17 protein-coding genes and 4 pseudogenes are annotated in these 23,971 nt (G+C 64.2%); 17 read left to right on the top strand and 4 right to left on the bottom strand.

The genetic code is table 11. The features are described 5' to 3' along the window. Positions 1-45: 45 nt before the first annotated feature. The 9 genes from BLQ49_RS02290 (at position 46) to BLQ49_RS02250 (ending at position 10,582) form a co-directional block, all read left to right on the top strand. Entirely contained in the window at positions 46-1,011 is a 966-nt protein-coding gene (locus tag BLQ49_RS02290) for an SMP-30/gluconolactonase/LRE family protein (protein WP_091712912.1), read from the top strand. Between the two features lie 145 nt (positions 1,012-1,156). After that, positions 1,157-2,944 carry a thiamine pyrophosphate-requiring protein gene (locus BLQ49_RS02285; RefSeq protein WP_091712910.1) on the top strand — a complete coding sequence of 596 codons (1,788 nt, stop codon included), beginning with the start codon at positions 1,157-1,159 and terminating at the stop codon, positions 2,942-2,944. 31 nt (positions 2,945-2,975) lie between these two features. Then, positions 2,976-4,058 carry a hypothetical protein gene (locus BLQ49_RS02280; RefSeq protein ID WP_244507394.1) on the top strand — a complete coding sequence of 361 codons (1,083 nt, stop codon included), beginning with the start codon at positions 2,976-2,978 and terminating at the stop codon, positions 4,056-4,058. Positions 4,059-4,086: 28 nt separating this feature from the next. Continuing rightward, on the top strand, positions 4,087-4,746 hold the full coding sequence (locus BLQ49_RS02275; RefSeq protein ID WP_091712908.1) for a gluconate 2-dehydrogenase subunit 3 family protein: 660 nt from the start codon (positions 4,087-4,089) through the stop codon (positions 4,744-4,746). 15 nt (positions 4,747-4,761) lie between these two features. Next, entirely contained in the window at positions 4,762-6,480 is a 1,719-nt protein-coding gene (locus BLQ49_RS02270; protein WP_091712906.1) for a GMC family oxidoreductase, read from the top strand. Between the two features lie 76 nt (positions 6,481-6,556). Next, entirely contained in the window at positions 6,557-7,405 is an 849-nt protein-coding gene (locus BLQ49_RS02265; RefSeq protein ID WP_244507393.1) for a COX aromatic rich motif-containing protein, read from the top strand. Then, positions 7,402-9,504 carry a cbb3-type cytochrome c oxidase subunit I gene (locus BLQ49_RS02260; protein WP_091712903.1) on the top strand — a complete coding sequence of 701 codons (2,103 nt, stop codon included), beginning with the start codon at positions 7,402-7,404 and terminating at the stop codon, positions 9,502-9,504. Before BLQ49_RS02265 ends, BLQ49_RS02260 begins: the two co-directional genes overlap by 4 nt. Then, entirely contained in the window at positions 9,501-10,127 is a 627-nt protein-coding gene (locus BLQ49_RS02255; protein ID WP_091712901.1) for a cytochrome c oxidase subunit 3, read from the top strand. Before BLQ49_RS02260 ends, BLQ49_RS02255 begins: the two co-directional genes overlap by 4 nt. After that, entirely contained in the window at positions 10,124-10,582 is a 459-nt protein-coding gene (locus BLQ49_RS02250) for a cytochrome o ubiquinol oxidase subunit IV (protein ID WP_091712899.1), read from the top strand. Before BLQ49_RS02255 ends, BLQ49_RS02250 begins: the two co-directional genes overlap by 4 nt. 446 nt (positions 10,583-11,028) lie before the next feature. Here BLQ49_RS02250 and BLQ49_RS02245 read toward each other — a convergent pair. Then, positions 11,029-11,379, bottom strand: a pseudogene (locus BLQ49_RS02245) (integrase core domain-containing protein); the annotation flags it as partial. Positions 11,380-11,525: 146 nt separating this feature from the next. Here BLQ49_RS02245 and BLQ49_RS02240 point away from each other — a divergent pair. Next, on the top strand, positions 11,526-12,803 hold the full coding sequence (locus tag BLQ49_RS02240) for an IS110 family RNA-guided transposase (RefSeq protein ID WP_091712898.1): 1,278 nt from the start codon (positions 11,526-11,528) through the stop codon (positions 12,801-12,803). A 238-nt stretch (positions 12,804-13,041) separates the two neighbouring features. Here BLQ49_RS02240 and BLQ49_RS02235 read toward each other — a convergent pair. Further along, positions 13,042-13,874 (bottom strand): annotated as a pseudogene (locus BLQ49_RS02235) (IS3 family transposase); the annotation flags it as partial. 97 nt (positions 13,875-13,971) lie between these two features. On the opposite strand from BLQ49_RS02235, the pseudogene BLQ49_RS02230 reads away from it, so the two are divergent. From BLQ49_RS02230 to BLQ49_RS02205, 6 genes and pseudogenes are all read left to right on the top strand, one after another. Then, positions 13,972-14,366: pseudogene (locus BLQ49_RS02230) on the top strand (transposase); the annotation flags it as partial. Positions 14,367-14,478: 112 nt separating this feature from the next. After that, on the top strand, positions 14,479-15,717 hold the full coding sequence (gene istA / locus BLQ49_RS02225) for an IS21 family transposase (protein WP_091713112.1): 1,239 nt from the start codon (positions 14,479-14,481) through the stop codon (positions 15,715-15,717). Beyond that, a complete protein-coding gene (gene istB / locus BLQ49_RS02220; RefSeq protein WP_170861908.1) occupies positions 15,717-16,499 on the top strand; it encodes an IS21-like element helper ATPase IstB in 783 nt (260 codons plus the stop codon). Before istA ends, istB begins: the two co-directional genes overlap by 1 nt. Before the next feature lie 53 nt (positions 16,500-16,552). Continuing rightward, positions 16,553-17,299: pseudogene (locus BLQ49_RS02215) on the top strand (IS3 family transposase); the annotation flags it as partial. Beyond that, on the top strand, positions 17,203-17,670 hold the full coding sequence (locus BLQ49_RS30825; RefSeq protein ID WP_425283961.1) for a DUF6925 family protein: 468 nt from the start codon (positions 17,203-17,205) through the stop codon (positions 17,668-17,670). The pseudogene BLQ49_RS02215 and the gene BLQ49_RS30825, both read left to right, overlap by 97 nt. Before the next feature lie 186 nt (positions 17,671-17,856). Further along, positions 17,857-18,213 carry an AAA family ATPase gene (locus BLQ49_RS02205; protein ID WP_342028147.1) on the top strand — a complete coding sequence of 119 codons (357 nt, stop codon included), beginning with the start codon at positions 17,857-17,859 and terminating at the stop codon, positions 18,211-18,213. 572 nt (positions 18,214-18,785) lie between these two features. Here BLQ49_RS02205 and BLQ49_RS02200 read toward each other — a convergent pair. After that, positions 18,786-20,207: a DUF3987 domain-containing protein gene (locus tag BLQ49_RS02200; RefSeq protein WP_091713111.1), complete on the bottom strand. Its 1,422-nt coding sequence runs from the start codon at positions 20,205-20,207 to the stop codon at positions 18,786-18,788. Between the two features lie 717 nt (positions 20,208-20,924). On the opposite strand from BLQ49_RS02200, the gene BLQ49_RS30090 reads away from it, so the two are divergent. Then, the gene (locus tag BLQ49_RS30090) at positions 20,925-21,128 is read left to right on the top strand and encodes a hypothetical protein (protein ID WP_244507392.1); all 204 of its coding nucleotides are present in this window, start codon (positions 20,925-20,927) and stop codon (positions 21,126-21,128) included. Positions 21,129-21,671: 543 nt separating this feature from the next. Here the strand turns inward: BLQ49_RS30090 and BLQ49_RS02190 are convergent. After that, on the bottom strand, positions 21,672-23,627 hold the full coding sequence (locus BLQ49_RS02190; protein ID WP_091712894.1) for a hypothetical protein: 1,956 nt from the start codon (positions 23,625-23,627) through the stop codon (positions 21,672-21,674). Positions 23,628-23,971 lie beyond the last annotated feature (344 nt).

Genomic DNA, 23,971 nt, shown 5'->3' with positions numbered 1-23,971 from the left:
TCATCCTGGCAGCAGCGTCGGACGACTGCGGAGGGCAGTGGCTTCATGTCCGATCTCTTGCGCCACCCTGGGCCGCCGGATCTCGTTTCGTCCGTCGATCCGCCGCACGCGTTCGACCCGCGGCTCTCCGAAGTCGTGTCGCAACACGCCCGGCTCGTCTCGCTCTACGATGAGGCGACCTTCAGCGAGGGGCCGACGTGGTGGCCCGCCAAAGGGGTCCTCGTGTGGTCCGACATCGAGGGCCGACGCGTTCTGGGCTGGCACCCGGACGGGTGCGTGCGCGTGGTGGTCGATGCGACACCTTTCATCAACGGCAACACGGTCGATCACGGCGGCGACCTGATCCACTGTGAGCACGGCACTCGGCGCCTGTCGCGCACGACGCCGGAGGGACGGTACGAACCGGTGGTCGAGACCTACGAGGGCCGGAGGCTCAACGGTCCAGACGACGTCGTCTGCGCCCCCGATGGCGCCGTGTGGTTCACCGATCCCAGCTACGCCCTGCGCCTGCCGAAACAGGGGACACTGGCTGAGTCCGAACTCGGCCACCACAGCGTCTACCGCTTTGAGCCGGCTACCGGGGGCCTGCGCCGAATGGCGGACCTCGGCGAGCCCAACGGTCTGGCTTTCGCCCCGGACGGGCGTACGCTCTACGTGAGCGACACATCGCGTACCCACGGCGGCGACGGCCATACCCTCTACGCCTTCCCGGTCGGCGACGATCATGTGCTTGGCGAGCCACGGGTGTTCGCGCAGGTCGAGCCGGGCATCCCGGATGGATTCCGTGTCGACTCCCGTGGCTGGGTCTGGACGAGTTCGGGCGCGGGCATTCAGATCTTCTCCGCGGATGGGCGCCCCCTCGGCTTCATCCCGACCCCGCAACGCGCCTCGAACTGCTGCTTCGGTCCCGGCGAGAGACGGCTGTTCATTACCTCGATGCAACACCTCTACGCGATCGATCTCGGGAGCGACCCATTGCGCAACAACTATGAGAGCAATATTGCTTTTTGACGCAGTCGTGAGTTGAATAAAAATATATTTTCAGAATAGATTGTCGAGCAAGAAGTTGTTATGATGCACCTATAAGCTCTCAGATTACTATGATAAATGCGTGAACGTGACCTGTGCTCCACCGTCTAGTCATCAAGGATTTAGTATGACCGATACCGTCGCCGACTTTTTCTGGAAGCGCTTGGCCGAGTGGGGCGTCAAGACGATCTTCGGCTACCCGGGCGACGGCATCAACGGCCTCCTCGGCGCGATGCAGCGCCTCGATTTGCCCTTCGAGTTCATCCAGGTCCGGCACGAGGAGATGGCCGCCTTTATGGCGTCGGCTTACGCCAAGTTTACCGGCGAGGTCGGCGTGTGCCTCGCCACCTCCGGCCCCGGCGCGACCCACCTCCTGACCGGCATGTACGACGCCTACATGGACCATGTTCCCTTGCTCGCCATCGCCGGGCAGCAGGGGCGCAACGTCAACGGCGCGCATTACCAGCAGGAATTTGACCTCACCAGCGCCTACAAAGACGTCGCGGCCTACGTGCAGCAAGCGTCCAGCCCCGCGCAGGTGCGCCACATCGTCGACAGGGCGATGCGCATCGCCAAGGCCGAGCGAAAGGTCTCGGCGATCATCCTACCGAACGACCTGCAGGAGGTTCCCTATGAGGCGCCGGTGCGCAAGCACGGCAACACCTTCTCAGGCATCGGCTACACCGCGCCTAAGGTGGTGCCCTACGAGGTGGATCTGCGCCGTGCCGCCGACGTGCTGAACGCCGGCGAGAAGGTGGCAATCCTAGTCGGGGCCGGGGCGCTGCACGCCACCGACGAGGTGATCGCGGTGGCCGAAAAGCTTCAGGCTGGCGTCGCCAAAGCTCTGCTGGGCAAGGCCTCGCCGCCCGACGATCTGCCCTTCGTCACCGGTACCATCGGCCTGCTCGGCTCGAAACCATCCTCCGACATGATGGAGGAATGCGACACCCTGCTGATGATTGGCTCGGGCTTCCCATGGGCCGAGTTCCTGCCCAAGGAAGGACAGGCCCGAGGCGTGCAGATCGACATCTCCCCGGAGATGCTATCTCTGCGCTACCCGATGGAGGTGCCGCTGTGCGGCGACTCCGCCGAGACCCTGCGGGCCCTGCTGCCTCTGCTGCAGCAGAAGAAAACCGGTAGCTCGTGGCGCACGGGGATCGAGAAGGGCGTGGCGTCCTGGTGGAAGGAGGCCGAGGACCGGGCGATGGCAAAGGCCAACCCGGTCAACCCGCAGCGGGTGACCTGGGAGCTGTCGCCCCGCATGCCCGAGCGGGCGATCATCACCTCCGATTCCGGCTCCTGCGCCAACTGGTACGCGCACGATCTGCGCATGCGCCGGGGCCAGATGTGCTCGCTCTCGGGCGGGCTCGCCTCGATGGGCGCGGCGGTGCCCTACGCCATCGCGGCCAAGGTCGCTCATCCCGACCGGCCGGTGATCGCGCTGGTCGGCGATGGGGCCATGCAGATGAACAATATGGCCGAGCTGATCACGGTCGCGAAGTATATGCACCGCTGGTCGAACAAGACCTGGATCTGCTGCGTGTTCAACAACGAAGACTTGAACCAAGTCACCTGGGAGCAACGGGTGATGGAGGGCAACCCGAAGTTCGAAGCGAGCCAAGTCATCCCCAACGTGCCCTATCACAAGTTCGCAGAGTTGATCGGCCTGAAGGGCATCTACGTCGATGATCCTGAGCGGATGGGTGCGGCCTGGGACGAGGCCCTGGCGAGCTCGGTGCCGGTGGTCCTGGAGGTGAAGACTGACCCCGAGGTGCCGCCGCTGCCGCCGTTCTTCACCTTCGAGCAAGTACAGAACTTCATGTCGATGCTCGGCAAGGGCGATCCTAAGCAGCGCAACCTGCTCGTCGACACCGCCCGGCAGGTGCTGAGCGGCATCCTGCCTGGCAGCAAGTAGGTTCGGGACGATGGTCGCATCGAACGCAGGCATGTTGGCGTCCAAGCTCTCCCATGCGGCACCGGACCGACTCGACCGGTCGGCTCGCGACGCTCGCCGCGTGCGATCGGGCGCTGTACCCGCACGCGTCGAGGCTGCCGTTCACCCGGTCGCAATTCTCGCGGCGGTGGCGGCCGGCGCTGGGCTGCTGACCTGGTTCGCCGCCGGGCGCTCGAAGCGGCTCGGACCGGCCCCGCACCATGGTCGACAGGTCATGCCGGAGGGCACGCGCTGCTACCGGACCCGCGGCGCGGAGGTCACGGCCAGCGCCGCACAGCGCCTCAACCACGCCTCCTCGATGCTCGCAGCGTCCGTGCTGTTCGATTCCAGCTTGGAGCACTACCGCGGACAGTTCTTCAACCGGGCGATGTACACGCCGATCGTCGTGTCGAGCATCACCCTCGCCTCATCGCTGCACGGGGCCGGCGACACAGACCCCGGCCGCTCACACGTCCGTCACGCGGCCCAGGCGCTGGCCGGACTCACCGGGCTCGTCGGCTTCGGCTTCCATGCCTACAACGTCGGCAAGCGCGAGGGCGGCTACTCCTTCCAGAACCTGTTCTACGCCGCTCCGATCGGCGCGCCCATGGCGCTGACGCTGGCCGGAGTCCTGGGGGTCGCCGCCGAACGGGTGCGTGACGCCGACCCCGATTGGCCTGAACTCGCCGGCCTGCCTGCCGGGCGCCTACTCGTGCTGGCCACGGCCGGGATGCTTGTCGGCACAACCTTTGAGGCGGGGCTGCTCCATTTCCGCGGCGCCTTCCAGAACCCGGCGATGTTCGCGCCCGTCACCCTGCCGCCGCTCGCCGCCGCGGTGCTGGCGGTCGCCTCCATGAAAGAGGCTGGCGCCTCCCAGGTCACGGCCAAGTGGGCCATGTTGGCAGTCTCTGCGATGGGCGTGGCCGGCGTGGCGTTCCATGCCTACGGCGTCGCGCGGATGATGGGTGGCTGGGGCAACTGGCGCCAGAACCTCATCGACGGGCCGCCGCTGCCAGCCCCACCTTCATTCTCCGGCGTAGCGCTCGGCGGCCTCGCCGCCCTCGAATTGCTCGAACGGCGCCGCTTGCGCGCCTGACGCGATACTCGATCTGACGAGGACGACCGTGCATCCACGCAAAGACCTGTTCCCCGGCTACGACGTGCTGGCCAAGCGCGACGGGCCGTCCTGGAACCCCAAGACCCGCGCCGTGCTCGATGAGCGGCTTACTTTGACGTGCGATACGCATCGCTTCCTCGACGCGGACGCTTTCGCCGTGCTGCGCGCGGTCGCCGACCGGATCGTCCCTCAGCCCACTGGGCGCGACTTGCCAATCCCGGTGGCGGCCCTCGTCGATGACAAACTCGCGAGTGGCGAGGGTGACGGCTACCGTCACGCCGGCCTTCCCGAGCAGGGCGATGCGTGGCGGCGCGGTCTCGCGGCTCTCGATGCCGAGGCCAAGCGCGCCTTCGGCACCGGGTTCGCCGCCCTGGGTGGCTGGGCGCGTGACGAGATCCTGAGGAAGGCCGAGGCGGGCGATCTCGCCGACCCAATCTGGGAGGGGATGAACCCGGGGCTGTTCTTCAAGCAGCGCGTGCTGCCGGACCTCGTCAAGGCGTACTACGCCCACCCCACGGCCTGGAACGAGATCGGCTGGGGCGGGCCCGCGAGCCCGCGCGGCTACGTGCGCATGGACTACGACCGCCGCGACCCCTGGGAGGCGGCCGAGGCCAAGCCCGGGCGGGCGGACGAAGCGCTCGCGCACAACCTCCGGATCGGCAGATAGGGCTCGCGGACACCCATGCGCATCTCCGGCCTCGGCGACGCCGCCGACAACCCCAGGCACGCCGTTCCCGGCGACGATCCCGAGCATCGCCCCCGCGCCCGCGACGGCCGCGCGCCCGACGTCATGCGGCTCGGGCATTGGGTGCCGATGCGCCAGTTCCGCGAGGCGGAGGAGGTCGACTTCGTGGTCGTCGGCACCGGTGCTGGCGGCGGCACGCTCGCCTGCCGCCTGGCTGAGCATGGCTTCTCCGTGGTGGCAATGGACGCCGGGCCGTATTTCCGGCCGCTGGAGGACTTCGCCTCGGACGAGCGCCACCAGTCAAAGCTCTATTGGACGGACGAGCGCATCGTCGACGGCGACAACCCGCTGCAGATGGGCTCGAACAACTCCGGCAAGGCGGTGGGCGGCTCGACCGTGCACTACGCCATGGTGGCGCTCCGCTTCCGCCCCGAGTGGTTCAAGTCGCGCACGCTGCTCGGCTATGGCGCGGACTGGCCCCTCGATTGGCGTGAGATGTGGCGCTACTACGATCAGGTCGAGGACGACCTCAAGATCTCCGGCCCAGTCACCTACCCTTGGGGGCCGAGGCGACCACGCTACCGCTACCGTGCACACGAATTGAATGCCGCCGCCAAGGTGCTCGCCCGCGGCGCCGAGGCGATGGGAATTGCCTGGACGCCGACACCGCTGGCCACGGTCTCGGCTCCGCGCGGCGACAGCCCACCTTGCGTCTATCGCGGCTTCTGCACCTCCGGCTGCTCGACGAACGCCAAGCAGAGCGTGCTCGTCACCTACCTGCCGCGGGCCTTGGCGGCCGGCGCCGAGATCCGCGACCTCGCCATGGTCGGACGGATCGAGACGAAGGACGGACGCGCCACCGGGGTGCACTATCATCGCGAAGGAACGTGGCGCTTCCAGCGAGCGAAGAACGTCGTGGTGGCGGGCTACGCCATCGAGACGCCGCGGCTGCTGCTGATGTCGGCCAACCGCGAGTTCCCGGACGGGCTCGCCAATTCCTCGGGGCTGGTCGGCAGGAACCTGATCGTCCAGGGCAACCAGGCGGTCTGGGGAGACTTCGAACAGGAGATCCGTTCGTACAAGGGGCCGCCCTCGCTCGCGGTCAGCGAGCACTGGAACTACGACGATTGCGGCCGGGGGGAGTTCGCGAAGGACTTCTTCGGTGGATACTGCTACATGAGCCAGGGGCCGCTGCCGACACTCTGGGGCAATACGCTCGCCGGCGCACACGGCCTGTGGGGCGAAGCGCTGGTCTCCGAGATGCAGCGTTACAACCACGTCGCCGGGCTGAAGATCGTTTCGGAATACCTTGCGCAGGAGCGCAACCGGGTCACTCTTACCGACGAAACAGACCAGTATGGTCTGCCCATCCCACGCATCACCTACTCGTGGTGCGACAACGATCGAGCTTTGAATCATCATGGCCTAAAGTTCATGGGGCGGGCGCTCGCGGCGGCTGGTGGGCGCAACGTCTGGGAGCAGACGGACGACACCAACCACTTGTACGGCACCGCCCGAATGGGCCACGACCCGAGCACCTCGGTGGTTGATGCCGACTGCCGGACCTGGGACATCCCAAATCTCTTCGTCTGCGACGGCTCGGTGTTTCCGACCACAGGCGGGGTGAACCCGTCGCTCACCATCCAGGCCATCGCCTTGCGCACCGCCGACAGGATCCGTGCGACCGCACGCATCAAGAGCGGCCGCGATGCCTAACACCGTCGAATCCCCGCCATCCAAGGGCGCAAGCCCAGCCCTTCGATCAGCATCCCTCGCGCGGATTGCCCCCGTTTTGGTCGTCGCCACTCTGCTTCCGCTCGGTGGCTGCGGCGTGCTCGATCACGGCATGCTCGGTGCCGCCGGGCCAGTCGCCGACCAGACGCGCCACCTGTTCTTCATCGTCTGCGGCATCCTGCTGTTCGTGGTCGGGCCGGTGCTACTGCTCACTCCGCTCTTCGCCTGGCATTATCGCCTGTCGAACACCAAGAGCGCCTATCGACCGCAATGGGGCTTCAACTGGCCCCTCGAAGGATTGATCTGGATCCCGCCCATCCTCATCGTGGTGTTGCTCGCCGTGTTCCTGTGGCGCGACACTCATCGGCTCGACCCATACAAGCCCCTCGCCTCCGCTCTGCCGCCGACGGAGGTGCAAGCGGTCGCCCTCGATTGGAAATGGTTGTTCATCTACCCCGAGGAGGGGGTGGCCAGCGTCAACGAGCTCGTCTTCCCGGCCGACCGCCCGGTCCATATCAGTCTGACCAGCGGCACGGTGATGCAGTCGTTCTTCATCCCCAAGCTCGCCGGGCAGATCTACGCGATGGCCGGTATGACCACCCAGATGAACCTTGCGGCCGGCGCACCAGGCACGTTCCGCGGCGAGAACACGCAGTTCAACGGCATGGGCTTCCAGAACCAAAAATTCCAGGTTCGGGCCGAGCCAGCCACCGACTACCGTGCCTGGCTCGCGCGGGCCAAGACCGATGGGCGGACGCTCGACATGCCCGCCTACAAGGCCCTGTCCGTCCGCTCCGTGCAGGCCGAGCCCAGCCGATACGGCGCAGTGACGCCGGACCTGTTCAAGGCGATCATCGCCCTCGACGACGCGGGCGCACATGCCGCCCACAAGGAAGCCAAGCAATGAGCGGCGATGAACTCTGGTATTGGCTGTTCGGGCGCCTCGACGCCAAGGCACTGCCGTTCGTGCGGGCCTACGATCACCCGGTCTTGAGCGAGTTCATCGGCGCCGGTGCCGGCGCGATGGTCGTCATCGGCGCCGTCGGCGTCGTCGCGCTCCTGACGTACATGCGCTGGTGGCGCCCGCTGTTCCTCGACTGGCTAACTAGTCTCGACCACAAGAAGATCGGCGTGATGTACGTCGTGATCGCCGGCGTCATGCTCACCCGGGCGCTGATCGAGGCAGTGCTAATGCGCACGCAGCAGTCGCTCGCCATTAACGCGCCGGGTATCGTCGCTCCGGAGCATTTCGCTCAGCTGTTCAGCACGCACGGCACCATCATGATCTTCTTCATGGCGATGCCGTTCCTGACCGGGCTGATCAACTACGTCGTGCCGCTCCAGATCGGCGCCCGCGACGTCGCCTTCCCGCTACTTAACTCGATCAGCCTGATGCTCACGGCCGGCGGCGCCGGCCTCGTGATGATCTCGCTCGCCATCGGCGAATTCTCGACCGGCGGATGGTCGGGTTACCCGCCCTACACCGGCAAGGCGTTCCAGCCCGGCGTTGGCCCGGACTACTGGATCTGGGCGGTGACCCTCACCTCGCTGGGCACGACTTTCTCCGGGCTGAACTTCGCCGCGACGATTTACAAGAAGCGCTGCCCCGGGATGCACCTGATGCGCATGCCGCTGTTCTCGTGGACGGCTTTGTGTACCTCGATCCTGATGATCTTCGCGATGCCGCCGCTCACGCTCGCGACCGCGTTGCTGGCGCTCGACCGCTATGCCGACTTTCACTTCTTCACCAACGACCTCGGCGGCAACATGATGAACTATGTGAACCTCTTCTGGCTGTTCGGCCATCCGGAGGTTTACATCATCGTCCTGCCGGCGTTCGGGGTCTACTCGGAAGTCATCTCCGCATTCTCCTCTAAAGAGCTCTACGGCTACACGTCCCTCGTCCTCGCGACGATGGCCATCGGCGTGCTCTCGTTCACGGTGTGGCTGCACCACTTCTTCACGATGGGACAGAGCGCGAACATCAACGCGGTCTTCGGCATCGCGACGATGACCATCGGCATTCCGACCGGGGTCAAGGTCTATGACTGGATCTGGACGATGTTCCGCGGTGAGGTCCGCTTCACCACGCAAATGCTGTTCTCGCTCGCGTTCATCGTCACCTTCGTGCTCGGTGGCTTCTCGGGCATCCTCCTCGCCGTGCCGCCGATCGACTACGTCGTGCACAACACCGTCTTCCTGGTCGCGCACTTCCACAACGTCATCATCCCCGGCACGCTGTTCGGAATGATCGCCGGCTACCAGTACTGGTTCCCCAAGGCGTTCGGCTTCCGGCTCGTCGAGGGCTGGGGCAAGATCTCCTTCGTCTGCTGGGTGGTCGGGTTCTATCTCGCCTTCATGCCGCTCTACGTGCTCGGGCTCGGCGGCATGGCCCGGCGCAGCCAAGCGTTGTTCGAGCCGGACTACCGCCCCTGGCTCATCGTCGCCGTCGTCGGCGCCTTTCTTCTGCTGACCGCTCTCGCGACCCTGTTCGTCCAGCTCGTCGTCAGCGTGCGCGAGCGCGAGCGCAACCGTGTCCCGGTCGGCGACCCGTGGGACGCGCGCAGCCTCGAATGGTCGGTCTCAGCACCGCCGCCGGAATACAATTTCGCGACCATCCCGCAGGTCGGACGCCGAGATGCGTTCTACTGGCGCAAGGCCGCCCGCGGCGCCTACAAGCCTGCCGACCACTACCGCGACATCACCGTCCCAAAGAATAGCTGGGTTGGACCGTTCGTCGGCCTGGGCGGCGCTGCCTGCGGCTTCGGTCTCGTCTGGCACATCTGGTGGATGACGATCCTCGGCTTCGCGGGTGTCTGGATCACGGTGGTCGTCCGCAGCTTCGTCCGCGACACGCACCGGGTCATTCCGGCGGCCGAGGTCGAGGCAACCGACCGGCGCTGGCTCGATCAGGCTGCCTCCGCGCATCCGATCCCGCGGCGGCTGGAAGAGAGCCCGGAGAATTTCGGCCTCGCCGAGCCCTTCCCAGCGCCGGTGCCGGCATGAGCGCTCCGCAACTGCGCCACGTCGGTTTGAATCTGCGCGGCTCCGACCTCATCGAACCAAGTGAGGCTGCGATCGGGATCTACGGATTCTGGATCTTCCTGATGAGTGACGCGGTGCTGTTCGCGCTGTTGTTCGCCATCTACGGGACGCAGCTCTCCGCAACCGCAGGAGCCCCAGGGCCACAAGCCGAGTTTAAAATCGGACCGGCGTTCATCGAGACGCTGCTTCTGCTCACCAGCAGCCTGACGTTTGGACTTGCTTCGATCGCGATGAAGTACGACCGGACGCGCACTGGTCTCGTCGTATTGCTTTGCTTCACCCTGGTGCTCGGACTCGCTTTCCTCGGCTTCGAACTCAACGACTTCCAGACGATGTTTGCGAACGGGGCAACCCCGGACCGGAGCGGATTCCTTTCGGCCTTCTTCGCCCTTGTGCCCACCCACGGGCTGCATGTCACGGCCGGGTGTATCTGGATCGCGGTGATGCTCGTGCAAATCGGGGTGTTCGGGCTCGACGATCGGGTCAAGCTCAACCTTCTGCGGCTCGGTCTGTTCTGGCATTTTCTCGATATCATCTGGATCGGGATCTTCTCCGTCGTCTACCTGCAGGGGATCTTGCGATGAGCGCGCGGAGCGAAACGAGAGCCGCCGTACTAGCCAAGGCTCTCGGGGCCGCCGCCCTGCTCGGCGCGTCCAGTCTCATCATCGGGCGGAAGGGACGACGTTTGGAGGACGGGCATCCACCTGCAGCGCGGGAACGCCCCACCGACGACGACTTACACTCGAGGCACGTCGACCTCATAACCTACGTCATCGGCTACGCGCTGGCCCTCACGCTGACCTGCCTCGCCTTCGGGTTCGTGTACTGGCATTGGTTCGCCGCCCAGACCGCGCTCGGCCTCGTGCTCGGACTCGCCTTAGTCCAGGCGCTCGTACACTTCCGCTGCTTCCTGCATATCAACCTTAAACGATCCGCGCGCGACGACCGTCAGCTCATCCTGTTCTCGACGCTCATCGTCCTCCTCATGGTCGGCGGAACGCTCGTCGTTCTCTTCAATCTGAGAATGCGGATGATGTGATAGCGGCCATGTGCAACGTGGAAGAGGGCCGCTGCAAGCCACACTGCTCGGCGCACTCGTCCGCTACACTCTGATATTGAACCGAAAGCGGACCAGCTTCTTTCGGCCAGACTGCGTCATGCCGAAGCTCCAGTGTGCGCAGAACCGGCCGTTCAGATTTGCGCTCATAGCTGCCATCCAGCTCTATCCGGTGCAATCTCTGGAGCGGACATAGAGGCAGGTTCCGCCGCAAGATTAGATCGCGAATGATCCGCAAAGGCTGTGGTCCGAGCGTTGGCTGCTCCGCACATCACACGAGTGCGTATGTTATTACGACGGCAATTTATAATTCGAGATGTCTATATTTTCGGATCAAATCTACAATTTTTCTATCAAATTCAAGACAGGCACTGTGATTTTGGTCCAGATCTACTGACCTGCCCCCACGAGGTGGTCCGAGTTCAAGATTAGTGCAGGGTCGGCCTCTGCTCTACGAGTAGCTTGGCCGACGGAGCCGGTCGGGCGAGCGCAGCCGGCCAAGCGGTCATGGCTGGCACGAACACTTCCGGCGCTGGTGGCTTGTAGCCAAGCGCACCGTGCGGGCGGATCGTGTTGTAGTGCCGACGCCAGCTTTCGATGATGATCTGCGCCTCCTTCATGGTGTAGAAAATCTCGCCATTCAGGAGTTCATCCCGCAATCGCGCGTTGAAGCTTTCGACAAAGCCGTTCTCCCACGGTGAGCCTGGCGCGATGTAGGCGGCCTTCGCGCCAATAGCCGCAATCCAGGACTGCACCGACTTGGCGATGAACTCGGGTCCGTAGCACATCGGGAAGATGGCTCGACGGTTCTGGGGCGGCGCGCGAAGCCATGCTGAGCGCAGCGCGCCGCCCTGGGCGGTCATGGCCGATCAGCAGGTCTCTAGAGTGACGGTGTTCGAAGCCTCATTCCGGAGACGGATCGACCATGACCAGACCACAGCTTACGCCGCCGGCCGGCGTTCTCGTAGCCATCGACGTCGCCAAGGCCCGCAACGAGGTCCTCATCGAGGTGCCCGGCTCCGGCCGACGACGCCGGTTGAGCGTCCTCAACACTCGCGCCGAGCACGACCGTCTGATCGCGATCCTTTCTGATCTCGGCCAGCCGGTGACCTGCGGCTTCGAGGCCACCGGCAACTATCACCGCCCGATCGCCTGGCGCCTGCTCCAGGCCGGCTTTGCCGTGCGCCTGATCTCCTCCGTGGGGCTCGCTCGCACCCGCGAGGCCCTGCACAACGGCTGGGACAAGAACGACCCGAAGGACGCCCAGGTCATGCTGCACATGATCCGCATCGGCGCCTCGCAGGTGTACCACGATCCACTCGCCGCCGGCATCAACGACGTGCAGGAACTGTCCAAGACGCACGACGCGGTCTCGCGGGCGAAGACCGAGGTGCTGCATCGGATCCTGACCCACTACCTGCCGCTGTACTTCCCGGAGGTCGACCGCTTCCGCCACAACAGCCGCTCGGACTGGTTTTTCGCCTTCCTCGATCGCTTCCCCACGCCCGCCAGCATCACCGCGCTGAGCAAGGAGGCCTTCATCGCCGCCGCCTGGGATGTCGTCGGGCGCAAGGTCGCTAAGGCGCAACTGCTCGGCGACATCTACGAGACGGCCCGCAGCTCGATCGGCCTGCCGGTGCCGCCTGACGCTCCGGCGGTGAGCATGTTCCGGCTCGTCATCGGCGAGGCGCGCGGGCTAATCCGGCAGCGCGACGCCATCGAGGCCACGGCCGACGCCCTCCTGACCGACAGCTCCGACTACAAGCTGCTGCGCCGCATCCCTGGCATCGGCCCGATCAACGCCCTGACCATCCTGGCTGAGGCCGGCGACCTGCGCCGCTTCGGCCATCACCGGCAGTTCCTGAAGTTCTGCGGGCTCGATCTGGCCACCCAGCAATCCGGCACCTTCCGTGGCCAGACCAAGCTGTCGAAGTACGGCAACGCCCGGCTCCGGCGTACGCTCTGGCTGGCTGGGCAGGTGGCCATCAGGCAGCGGGAGAACGGCTTCCGCGACAAGTTCGAGCGCTACATCGCCCGCGACCGGCACAATGCCGACCTGCGGCGCAAGGCGCTGACCGCGATCACCGCCAAGATGGCGCGCGTGGTGCACGCCGTCATCAAGACCGGTGCCGACTACCGGCCCTTCGTCGAGGGACCGGTGCCAGGTGGGAGAACCCCTCTCAGCAGAGCCGTGAGGGCGTGAGAGCCACGACCCTGTAGACAATGCTCGGGTCTCCTGCCTGGATCGACATCTCGTGTTGAGGACGGTGAGGACCAGGGTGCCGCGTGCGCCGGCTGGATCCTGTGTTCGCTATGGCCGAGAGTTCTTCCGGATCGGCAGGAGCCGCCTGGATCGACGTTGACGACAAACACACCGCGGGCGCATGTTCGCGGACGGAGACCTGTTGCCCGACCAGTCGTCCTTCCTCGCTACGTAGGACGTTGTCTGAACGAACGTGCTCGGGCACGCCGCGCAGGATGAACAGGTCCGAGAGCACGTCGATCACGTCAGCTCCTTTCAGCTTGCGCGCAACGCGGATCGCCAGACATTCGCGGGTGAACTCGTCGACGACGTTGAGCATCCGGAACTTGCGCCCGTGATGGGTGCGCGCTTCGACGAAGTCGTAGGCCCAGACGTGGTCGCGCCGCTCCGGTTTGAGCCGGATGCAGGAACCATCCCCGTCCCACAGCCGGCCCTTCTTCGGCTGGCGGCCGGGCACCTTCAGCCCCTCGCGCCGCCAGATCCGCTCGACCCGCTTGTCGTTGACCAACCAGCCGGCCGCCTTCAGCAGCGCGCCGATCTTCCGGTAGCCGTAGCGCCCGTACCGGCGCGCCAGTTCTACGAGATCGGTGGTCAACGCCGCCTCATCGTCTCTGCCCCGCGGCACCTTGCGCTGCGTCGAACGATGCTGACCGAGCGCACGGCATGCGCGGCGCTCGGAGACGTCCAGGACGTCCATCACATTCTCGATGCAGGCGCGTCGGCGCGCGGGGCTGGTCAGTTTCCCCGGGCAGCCTCCTGCAGGATCAGCTTGTCGAGCGTGAGATCTGCGATCGCCTTCCGGAGCCGCTGGTTCTCGGTCTCCAGGTCCTTCATGCGCCGGACCTGGTCGCTCTTCAGGCCGCCGTACTCCTTGCGCCAGCGATAGTACGTAACCTCCGTCACGCCGATCGTGCGGATCGCGTCCCCGACGCTCTGGCCCTGCGAGACCAGCACATCCACCTGCCGCAGCTTGGCGACGACATCCTCCGGCTTGTGCCGCTTCGTTCCCATCTGTCCGTCCTCGTCCTGGTGACCCTGACCCAGCAAACTGGTCCAGGCCGAGCGCAAGTTTTTCGGGCATCCTGAATCCTGAAGGAGGGTGGATGTCATGCCTCGCAAACGCTTCACGAACGAGCAGATCGCCTTTGCCCTACGGCAGGCGGAGAACGGCGCGACGGTGGACGAGGTCTGCCGGAAGATGGGCGTGTCCGAGCCGACGTTCTACCGCTGGAAGAAGCAGTTCGTCGGGATGGGCGTGCCGGAGATCCGTCGGCTGAAGCAGCTGGAGGACGAGAACAGCAAGCTCAAGCGGCTGGTCGCTGACCTGACGCTGGACCGCTCGATGCTGCAGGACGTGCTCAAACGAAAGTGGTGAGGCCCGTCGTTCGCCGTGAAGTCGCCGGTCACTTGCAGGTGGCCTACGACATCAGCGAGCGTCGGGCCTGTCAGGCCACCGGCTTCGGCCGTTCGTCCCAGCGTTACAGGTGTCAGGCGACACGGCAAACTGACCCCCTGACGCCATGAGGACCTGACCCCCTCGATGAGCGAGGAGGTCGAGATGATCAGGAACGAAGATCAGGCTCTTCAGCGGATGAACGATCCGCGGAGGGCCGAGATGAAGACGCCGGACGACGTATCGGCGATGGTGCGGCTGAAGGCGCTGGGCTGGGGTGCCAAGCGGATCGCGACCGAGCTCGGCTGTTCGAAGAACACGGTCAAGCACTGGCTCCGTCAGGGTGATTGGCGTTCCTCTAAAACGCCTTCACGATCGAAGCGGCTCGACGGCTTGACGGACTGGTTGGCCGAACGGTTCCGGCAGCATGCCGGCAACGCCGACGTCGTGCGCCAGGACCTCGCCAACGAGAAGGACATCCACGTCAGCCTGCGCACCGTGGAACGGGCTGTGGCGCCGTTGCGGCGGGACCTGGTGGTCGCCGCGCGGGCGAGCGTGCGGTTCGAGACGCGGCCAGGCGAGCAGATGCAGATCGACTTCGGCGAGCGGCGGATCGAGATCGGCGGTGTGCCGACCCGGGTCTCGCTGTTCGTTGCGACGCTCGGTTACTCGCGTCGACTGCACGTGCGCGCCTTCGGCCACGAGCGGCAGGAGGACTGGTTCGCCGGATTGGAGAGCGCCTTCCAGGCGTTCGGCGGTGTGCCGCGTGAGGTGCTGCTCGACAATGCCCGCGCCCTGGTCCTGCACCATGACCCGATCAGCCGCGAGGTCATCCTGCATCCGCGGTTGCACGCCTTCTCCCGGCATTGGGGCTTCCGGGTGCGGGCCTGCGCCCCGTACCGGGCGCGCACGAAGGGCAAGGACGAGCGCGGCGTCGGCTACGTCAAAAGGAACGCTGTGGCCGGCCACCGCTTCGCGAGCTTTGCCGCCCTGGAGGCGCATCTCGATGCCTGGACGCGGGATGTGGCCGACCGGCGCGCGCACGGCACGACCGGTGAGGCGCCGGGGGCGCGGTTCGCCCGGGATGAGGCCCGGGCGCTGCAGCCCCTGGCGGGCGTGCCGCCGTTCTCCGCCGCGCGCGATCTCGTGCGCCGAGTTGGGGCAGACTGCGCGGTCAGCGTCGACGGCAACGCCTACTCGGTGCCGTGGCGGCTGATCGGCGAGCGGGTTCGCGTCACCGTGAGCGGAGCGGTGGTGCGCGTCCACCACGGCGGAGGTGAGGTCGCCGTGCACGCCGCGTTGAAGGGGCGCCACGGCCGTGTCGTCGACGATGCCCATCTGGCCGGGCTTGTGGGTAGCCGAGAGCGACCGGCTCACCGGCTCGACCCGTCGCCCATCATGCCGCCGGCGCTGTTGCGGCCGCTGGCCGAGTACGAGGCGGTCGCTGGGGGAGGCTTCTGATGGACCATGACCACCTCACCCTGCTGCTCGACCGCCTGAAGCTGACGGCCATGCGCGATCAGCTCGATAGCCTGATCGACGAGGCTGGCCGGGGCGAGCTGACGATCCGTGAGGCGCTGACCCTGTTCTGCGAGCGCGAGGTCGCTCGGCGTGACCAGCGCCGCATCGACATGGCCTTCGGTCTGGCTCGCTTCCCCTTCGTGCGGGACCTGACCGGCTTCGACTTCGGCGCACAACCCTCGCTGGACAAGGCGCAGATCCGTGAACTTGCCACCGGCCGCTTCATCGCCAATGGCGAAGCGGTGCTGTTCCTCGGGCCGCCCGGTGTGGGCAAGACGCACTTGGCGGTGGCGATCGGGCGCGCGGCGATTGTGGCCGGCTATGGCGTGCTGTTCACCCCGGCCACGACGCTCGTGGCGCAGCTGGCCAAGGCGCATGCTGAGGGCCGGTTGGAGGAGCGACTGACGCACTACGCCAAGCCGAAACTGCTGATCATCGACGAGCTCGGCTATCTGCCGTTCGAGCCGGATGCCGCGCATCTGTTCTTCCAGCTCGTCAGCCGCCGCTACGAGCGGGGCGCGATGCTGGTGACCTCGAACCGGGCCGTGGGCGAGTGGGGAAGCGTGTTCGGCGATGCGGTGGTGGCCACCGCGATCCTCGATCGGCTGCTGCACCACAGCCACGTCGTCACCATCCGCGGCGACAGCTACCGGCTTCGTGAGAAGCGTCGCAGCGGCCTCCTGCAAAAGGCGGCTGCGGTCCCCCAACCCACACCCGTCTAGGCGTGGGAAATTAGCATGGGGGTCAGATCCTCATGACGCGAAGGGGTCAGTTCCGGCTGTCGCTTGATAACAGGAAGCGAGCCGACCCGCAAGTCGCTCTGCGGATGAGGTTGAAGGAGCTGGCCGCCGCACGGGTCCGTTACGGCTATCGACGGCTACATATCCTGCTGCGACGGGAGGGCTGGAAGGTGAACCACAAGCGCACCTACCGGATCTACCGAGACGAAGGGCTGTCGATCCGGGTCAAGCTACCAAAGCGCAAGCGGGCTTGGCGATATCGCCAGGGACGGCCTGCGATCGGTGGACCCAACGAGGTCTGGGCGATGGACTTCATGTCCGACCGCATCTTCGACGGGCGTCCATTCCGGATCCTGACCGTCGTCGATTGCCACACGCGAGAGGCGCTCTCACTCACGCCGAGAGCCAACTTCCGCGCCTACCAAGTGACCGAAGCGCTCGACGCCTTGGTCAAGCTCAGAGGACGGCCCAAGAGCTTGCGGGTCGATAATGGGCCGGAGTTCGCCGGTCGCATGCTCGACCAGTGGGCCTACCTGAACGGGGTCGAGATCGACTTCTCCCGACCGGGCAAGCCGACCGACAACGCGTATATCGAGTCGTTCAACGGCCGCCTAAGGGCGGAATGTCTGAACGCCTCGTGGTTCCTGTCGCTGACCGATGCCCGGGAGCGCATCGAGGACTGGAGGTGCCACTACAACGAAGACCGACCTCATACGGCCTTGGGCGGCTTGACGCCCCGAGCCTTCGCCAACCAAGCTGTCACAGCCCGAGAACTTGCATAGGCCGTGGACCACAAACGGGGTCAACTCCACTGGCCCGAAAGCCATACCTCAGGGCGGACCACTTCACTGGGGGCGGATCACCCTGCGCCGGCATTCATCCGGCTCACCCTTACAAGGACATGATGGGCCAGCGGATCGCCTTCGACGTGGCCCGGCACGACGCCTTCCAGGTCCTTCTCGACCGCTGGGGAGACCCGGACTTGCTGGCAGCCAAGCGCGGCGGGGACTTCGGCCCGGACAGCCTTGTGTCCAACCGCCACGCCCAGGCCGCTCGCCGCGTCGCCGAGGTCCAAGCACGCTATCTCCGTGGTGACACCGTCGAGGCCGACCCCGAGATCGATGAGGACGAGGATGTCGCCCACCATGCCTGATCCCGCTCTTCATGGACGATGAGAGATACCCGCGCCGACAGAGGGTAGTGGGGCTGATTGGATGCCCCGGGGCGGGCAAGACGACCTATGCGCGCCGGTACGACCCACTCCAGGGCTGGGTGCACCTTACCCTCGACGACCTACGTCAGACGTTCTGGCCGCCGGACCGTCAGGTCTACTGGGCAGGTGCGGCAGACGGGCTGGGACGATGGCGCGCGTCAACTGCTCCACGGTGTGAAGGTCGCTGCCCTGGATGCGGCCCTGGCGGCCGGGTTCAACGTGGTAATGGCCGACACCCACCTGACCCGTGAGGTATTCAAAGCCGAGCTTCAGGTCATTGAGCGGTATGGCCTCTCGGTCGAGTGGAAAGTGTTCGACCTTTCCTGGGAAATGCTCCTCGCCCGCAACGAGGCCCGCCGTGAGATCGACCCGTCGCACTGTCAGCCGGAGTATGTCCTACGGTTAGCCTACGAGGCATTCCGTGCGTCTGGCGCTTGGTGGCGTTCGCTGCCTGTTGATCAGGTCGAACTCATCAAACCTTGAAGGGTGCCTGCAGCGGCAGCCGGCGAGAACGGCTGCTCCTTGGGGAGCCATAGCCTTCAACTGAGCGGCCGCAGTAGGCTCATCGCCGCTGGAGTAGCGACGGAGTACACTTCCGCTTTCGAGAGTCGTTCGACCGCTCGTGTACGACTGCGTTGGGTCGCCACCGGACTCGAAGTCCGCGTACCTTTCAAGAAGCTGAACAGCACCCTCTTCGGGGAAAGCCGGATGACACAAGCATCGACATCGACTGACACCATTCAGAACGCTCTATCTAAGCAAGCTTCACGTAGCGGCCTCGCTGGTTATTACCGCGAAACAAGCGTTCCTCACTATTGACCCTCCCGTCCTCCACGACGAGCCACAAGAGTGATGTCTGCCCAGGACGGCTGCAAATAGGTTGCCCTTCCACTCCGGGGCGAGTTCTGCGGTGTGGAAGGCAACGCCGGCTGACGTCATAGTCGGATCCCGGTAGTAGGATAATCCCCTGAGTTATAATCCCGAACTTCATTTTTTACCCGCCGTCACGCAGCCAAGGGCGATCATTTGTCATTATGACCGCCCGCTTCTGTGTTCTACATCTCCTTCGGCAACTCGGAGACTCGCAAACTGATGAGTTTTTTGTCCGCGTCGTAATCAACATAATGCTTTGCCTCTAAAATCTTAATAATCTCAAGTAATTTTTCGATATTTCTGAACTGTGGTTTTGTATTTTGTCGCACATAACGGACACGAAAGGGCTCTGAAATAGCGGAGCCGTTCATTTTTTTCGACTTTTCCAATAACCATTTCAATAGCACCAATTCTTCTGGAAGCTGGCGTTCTTTGTCGCGTAAGTCTTGAATCCGGTATGCCTCTATTGCATAGAAAGAAAAAAGAGCCATTGCATTGTTTAGCATTTCGCCGCTGATAGTTTCGGCCAGTGGGTTGTCGTAGAGTTGCAGGACGCCTGCGAGCCGACATACATGTTCGGCCGCGTTTTCTGAAAAAGCCTGGATTTTAGAGAAAAATCCTTCTGGACCCGAATGAGCTTCAATTTCTTTCATGAAATCGATTAGAGTTCCACGCTCGGGGCGTTGTAATTTCAACAATCTCAAGGAGGGCCCTGCCGATGGTTGTTCAGAGGATGGTATGATTTGCAGCAAAAGTTCTATACATCTGCTGTGAAAGTCGTTGAGTCCCGCAATCTCATTGGGCTTTAATTCTTTAATTGATCTTTGGCCAATAATTTTTTCCGGTGCTGCAATCAACGCCTTAGATAAGAGTGCATGTGTTGCGTGATATTCAATATTAAACAGCTCTACAACTTGATCCTCACTAGCGCTTAGATTAAACGTACACCTGTAATTTGAAATTATTTCGGTGGTCGATTTGGTAATCTGCACGATGTCCTCACCTGACCATAGATCGTCTAAATGTTGAGTTGCGGAGGATTGAGATGAGGTATATTTTTGGCCGCCTTTCGCAATGAACTGAGATAAATTATCACTATTAAAAAGTATAGTTGATGGATAATATCTAATATTAGGGAAGATGCTCGAAATTTGTTGTTCTCGTGGAAGGAATATGCAGCCTAGCACCGATTTGTGAGTGTCATTGTTCGATTTAGTCGATGTGGAGGGGGTCTCTTCCTTGGCTGTGCGCATTTGAATATTTTGAAGATCTTTTTGATACAGGATTAGTTCGGACGATAGTATCGATTGAAGAAGCCTTTTGCGCGGCTGTGACTCAACGGTTGTAACTAAGCACAGAGACAGGGGGGAACTGGCAGTAAGTGGGGTTTGTACATTTGCTAGCCCTTGGGTAGCAAAAGACAGCAAGCCCAGAATGTTTTGCGCCACCAACGCTAACGGAACCTGTAATGCTTCTGCAAGGGACCGCGCCAGACCTGAAACTGGGCCTAAGGCATTCACAGGGTACTCAGGTGCATCGTAAGGGTAGGATGTGAAATTGAATATTGATGGCGTGTTGGGTTCAGGTGCTTCTATTGAGGTCATAGCTTGCGTAAACCTTGATTTCTTAGGCTGTCGGTTGGTCCGACCCTTCGATTTGTCTGGAAAGTCAGATCTATGAAAATGTGATGCTTGGTGGCAGCCGGCTTCTGAGCAGGCCCCTCCGCGACTCGCTACGCCTGCTACACCTGCTACTTTTGCTACATCTGCTACAGGAAAGCAAGTGGGGTCGGAGCACGGTCTGATGGTGCTGGATTACCGACGTAAAATCATGACGACGGCCCTTCAGCCGATTTCTTCCCTTGCGTTTAGCCAAACATGATACTTAAGCGTAGCAGCGTAGCTAATAATTCTGGGGCTACAGAGGGGTTAGTCAGCCATCACCGCTAGGGAGCCATAAGACGGCAAGGGGTACGGAAGGCAGGCCGATCTCAGTCACCGGCGTCGATGTGGCCGAGTTCATAAACCTAGACATCGACCGGCTCAGAATGGTCCTCGACCCCTGCTGACTGATCCTATGCAGTTAGGAACAGGTCGTATTCGGCGTCGGCAACACCGCGTGGGTCACTCCTGCCGCACTCGAGGGCAGTACTGCTCTCCTCAGGATGGAGCCAGCTTCCTTATCCTTTGGCTCGAAAGCGGCACGTCGCGATTTTATTATGGAGCGCATTCCCAAGGGGGACTCGCGATGGGGCCTACCTCGGCCCGAACCTCGCGCTGTGCGCCCGAGGGCCCGCGTCTGTAGAGCCATGCACACTGCGCATGGACGACGATGGCCCCACCGAGGATAGCCTCGGCATGGCGGAGCACCAGCCTGTTCGGGGACGCCTCGGGCACGGCCATAGCCACGGCCTCGACGGCGGCCTTGGCATCGAGGCCCATGACCATGAGGGCGACGATGGCCATGGCAGGGCTACGCCCCAGGCCCGCATGGCAATGGACGAGGATGCGTGGCCCATGGGCTGACCCATGGCTCCCCATGGACCTGCCCATGGTGGCCCATGGAATCCCGATGGCGGCCCATCTCGTCCCCATGGGTCGCCCCATGGGACCTGATGGCCTCCACCATGGCGAGGACATGGGACGGCATGGGCAGGCTGATGGGGCGGGCATGGGAAATGGCGGCGCGGGGAAGGCCCATGCGGACCATGCCAGTCACCATGGCGGTCCCCATGGTCCCCATGGCCTCGCGGTCATGGAGGGTCATGGGCAGCCATGGCCCCGGCCATGGGCGAACCATGGGCCGGGATGGGGATGCGATGGAGACGATGAGGGTCGGGCGCCATGATGCGATGGCGTCCGGCAGGGCATCGAGGGAGGCTATGGCGAGGGCGGGTCGCATGCCCTGTAGCGGGCCGCCGGGCCCTGCAACGGACAACCCCCGAGGAACGGCATGGGCCTGAATGAAGAAGGCCCCCACCCGGAGGTGGAGGCCTTCACGATGAGGTGCATCGTCAGCCCGCGAGAGCCTGCCAGCATATTGCCAGGGTGCTCGGCAATAGACAACGCCTATGATGCATGAGCACGGGCACGCTGACGTGAGGCTAGCGCCTTGAGCTCCGCCATGCGCGCATCCGCGGCTGCGGCGCCGACCGGGTCGCGCATGGCCCGGGCTTGGGCTGCGAGCCGCCCTAGCAAGCCTTTCCTCTCGACGGGCGGGAAAAGCACCTCGGGAGCGTCCTCAGGGCGTCCATCATCTACGACGGCCAGGGACACAGGGGCGTGTCTGGGAGGGTACGTGACGGGCCTCAGCGGAGCGGGGTCTGAGGGGGCATCAGCGGGTGGTAGGGACCGCGCGAGGAACGCGAGGGATGGACGGGGGCGAGAGGGTGCGAGGGAGGGGGGCGGTTCGGGAGAAGGGGCCGGTTCAGGCTCGGGCGCCGGCCGGAGGGCCAAGAGGAAGGCCGGCACCGGCACGACCGCAGGAGGCGGAGGGGGCTCTACAGGGGCCGGAGAGAAGGCCACCGGCTCCGCAGGAGGGGCAACGACAGAGGGACGGGGAGAACCCGGACGGGGCGGGAGAGGCCTCACGACAGGATGGAAGCGGACCTCGGTACCGGAGGGGGAGAGCCCCGGTTCGGAAGAGGAGGCCACGGGTCCGGAGGAGGGCGCCGCCGGCTCCGCCTTGGGGGTCAGCACGGTCCCCACGGAGACCTCCATCCGACCCCGGCCCCCCATATATCGGACGTTTTTTATCGACACCTCATCTGACCCCATCTTCGACAGTTCCGACACGGTCACGGACAGGACCTCGGACATGATGGCGGTGACCTGCCCCTCCTTCGAGTTGGGGGCGATGACCGAGTCGTGCACGGGCAGGACCGGGATGCCTGCCACGGAGCATGCCTTCATGACCCGGTGCATCATGCCGGCGTCGATGCCCATGAGCCGCACACCGGCGTCAGACCCGATGTCGTCCCGGATGGCCGGGTTCGCATCCAGGACCTTCTCGACGATGTGCGCGGTCTCCTTGTACCCGTAGACCCACTCCGGGCTTCCGTCCGACTTCAGGACGTGCCGCTTCTCCATGAGCGAACCGATGGCCAGGGGGATGGTCTTGGCGTTGATGGCCCGGTTCAGGACGGCCTTGCCGACGGAGCGCTCGTAGCCACGCAGGGCGTAGGGGTCGTGCTGGAGCACGTGGCCGCGGAGGGCGTAGAGCAGCGTGGGATGCAGCGCCGCAAAATCCGGCTCGATGACGAACTCACCGTTTATGAGGAGCTCAGCGCGCCGCTCCTTGGGTAGGTTCTGCCACCACCCGTACCAGCGGCCGTGCATGTCCCATGAGCCTCGGCCATAGACCCTGTAGACCTCGGGCGTCGGCGTTAGCTGGACGCAAGTCCAGGTCTCCCGGCCATCGCGGACCTTGCGGGCGTGTATGTGGTGCCGGGTGTGCCGCCAGTCGGAATCCGAGGCGTCGGGCGAGACCTCGACGTGCACGCCAGCGAGGAACGCGTTGACCTCGGCGACCTCCGCCACGAGGCGCTCCGTCTCGGCCGTGTCCTGGAAGTCCAGTAGCTTGCCGTCCTCGCCCTTCATGACGATGGGCGAGCGCCGGCCGAGGTACGAGACCGGCGCGTGGCCGATCAGGTCGATGAGGCGGTCGGACGGGCGGATGCGAGACTGGAGCCCGTGGCTCAGGTGTGAGCCGGGCTTGGACCGCCGCTCCTCGATCATGCCCATTTGGATCAGGGTCGCCACCGCGCCAAGGACGCTGGCGTAAGTGTAGTCGGTGCCTTCGTAGCGACCGGCGGCGGCGTAGAAGTCGCGTGACCGCGAGTAGCTGATCCAGCGGTTGTCGCAGTCCGCGGCGATGGCGAGCGCGGCGAGCATGCTCTCCGTGGCGCGACCGAGCTTCTTGGTGTGGGCCTTGGGCAGACCGACGGCGGCGATGAAGTCGCTCGGCACCTGGAAGACGAAACTCAAGGCGCGTGCCTGCGCCGATTCATGGTCCTGCTCTCGCATGGGGCTCTCGCGGTGGACCGCTGCCCCGGGGCACCTCTGACCCGAAGACGCGGCGAACCCCTATCGTCCGCCGCGCTTTCGCTAATATCCAGAGGCGCTTAGCGCGCCACAAAGAACGCTTTCTTCGATCCTGGCGCGAGAGGAAATCACCCAGCCAGACGGTACCAGGGAGGCCCGCCAGGGCCTCTCACTTTAAAAAGGCGCCCTCGGCATCATTCAGGCCGTCCGATCCAAAGAGATCAGCCCTCAGGTGCCCTCCAGCCGGGTGCGACAAAAGCGCATCTAGGGAAACATGCTTGTGAATAGGGCAATCTGCCAGGGTGTGGAGCTTTGCTTCAACAGAT

Origin of the sequence: Methylobacterium phyllostachyos (assembly GCF_900103445.1) — a bacterium.
Taxonomy (GTDB): Bacteria; Pseudomonadota; Alphaproteobacteria; order Rhizobiales; family Beijerinckiaceae; genus Methylobacterium; species Methylobacterium phyllostachyos.
Note: the sequence above shows the minus strand (reverse complement) of the source record. Positions and strands in the feature narration are given on the sequence as shown.

Bases quoted from the DNA above. Each gene is read 5' to 3' on its own strand.
- BLQ49_RS02290 (WP_091712912.1), top strand. From the start codon at position 46: ATGTCCGATCTCTTGCGCCACCCTGGGCCGCCGGATCTCGTTTCGTCC.
- BLQ49_RS02285 (WP_091712910.1), top strand. From the start codon at position 1,157: ATGACCGATACCGTCGCCGACTTTTTCTGGAAGCGCTTGGCCGAGTGG.
- BLQ49_RS02280 (WP_244507394.1), top strand. From the start codon at position 2,976: ATGTTGGCGTCCAAGCTCTCCCATGCGGCACCGGACCGACTCGACCGG.
- BLQ49_RS02270 (WP_091712906.1), top strand. From the start codon at position 4,762: ATGCGCATCTCCGGCCTCGGCGACGCCGCCGACAACCCCAGGCACGCC.
- BLQ49_RS02260 (WP_091712903.1), top strand. From the start codon at position 7,402: ATGAGCGGCGATGAACTCTGGTATTGGCTGTTCGGGCGCCTCGACGCC.
- BLQ49_RS02255 (WP_091712901.1), top strand. From the start codon at position 9,501: ATGAGCGCTCCGCAACTGCGCCACGTCGGTTTGAATCTGCGCGGCTCC.
- BLQ49_RS02250 (WP_091712899.1), top strand. From the start codon at position 10,124: ATGAGCGCGCGGAGCGAAACGAGAGCCGCCGTACTAGCCAAGGCTCTC.
- BLQ49_RS02240 (WP_091712898.1), top strand. From the start codon at position 11,526: ATGACCAGACCACAGCTTACGCCGCCGGCCGGCGTTCTCGTAGCCATC.
- istA (WP_091713112.1), top strand. From the start codon at position 14,479: ATGAAGACGCCGGACGACGTATCGGCGATGGTGCGGCTGAAGGCGCTG.
- istB (WP_170861908.1), top strand. From the start codon at position 15,717: ATGGACCATGACCACCTCACCCTGCTGCTCGACCGCCTGAAGCTGACG.
- BLQ49_RS02200 (WP_091713111.1), bottom strand. From the start codon at position 20,207: ATGACCTCAATAGAAGCACCTGAACCCAACACGCCATCAATATTCAAT.
- BLQ49_RS30090 (WP_244507392.1), top strand. From the start codon at position 20,925: ATGGACGACGATGGCCCCACCGAGGATAGCCTCGGCATGGCGGAGCAC.
- BLQ49_RS02190 (WP_091712894.1), bottom strand. From the start codon at position 23,627: ATGCGAGAGCAGGACCATGAATCGGCGCAGGCACGCGCCTTGAGTTTC.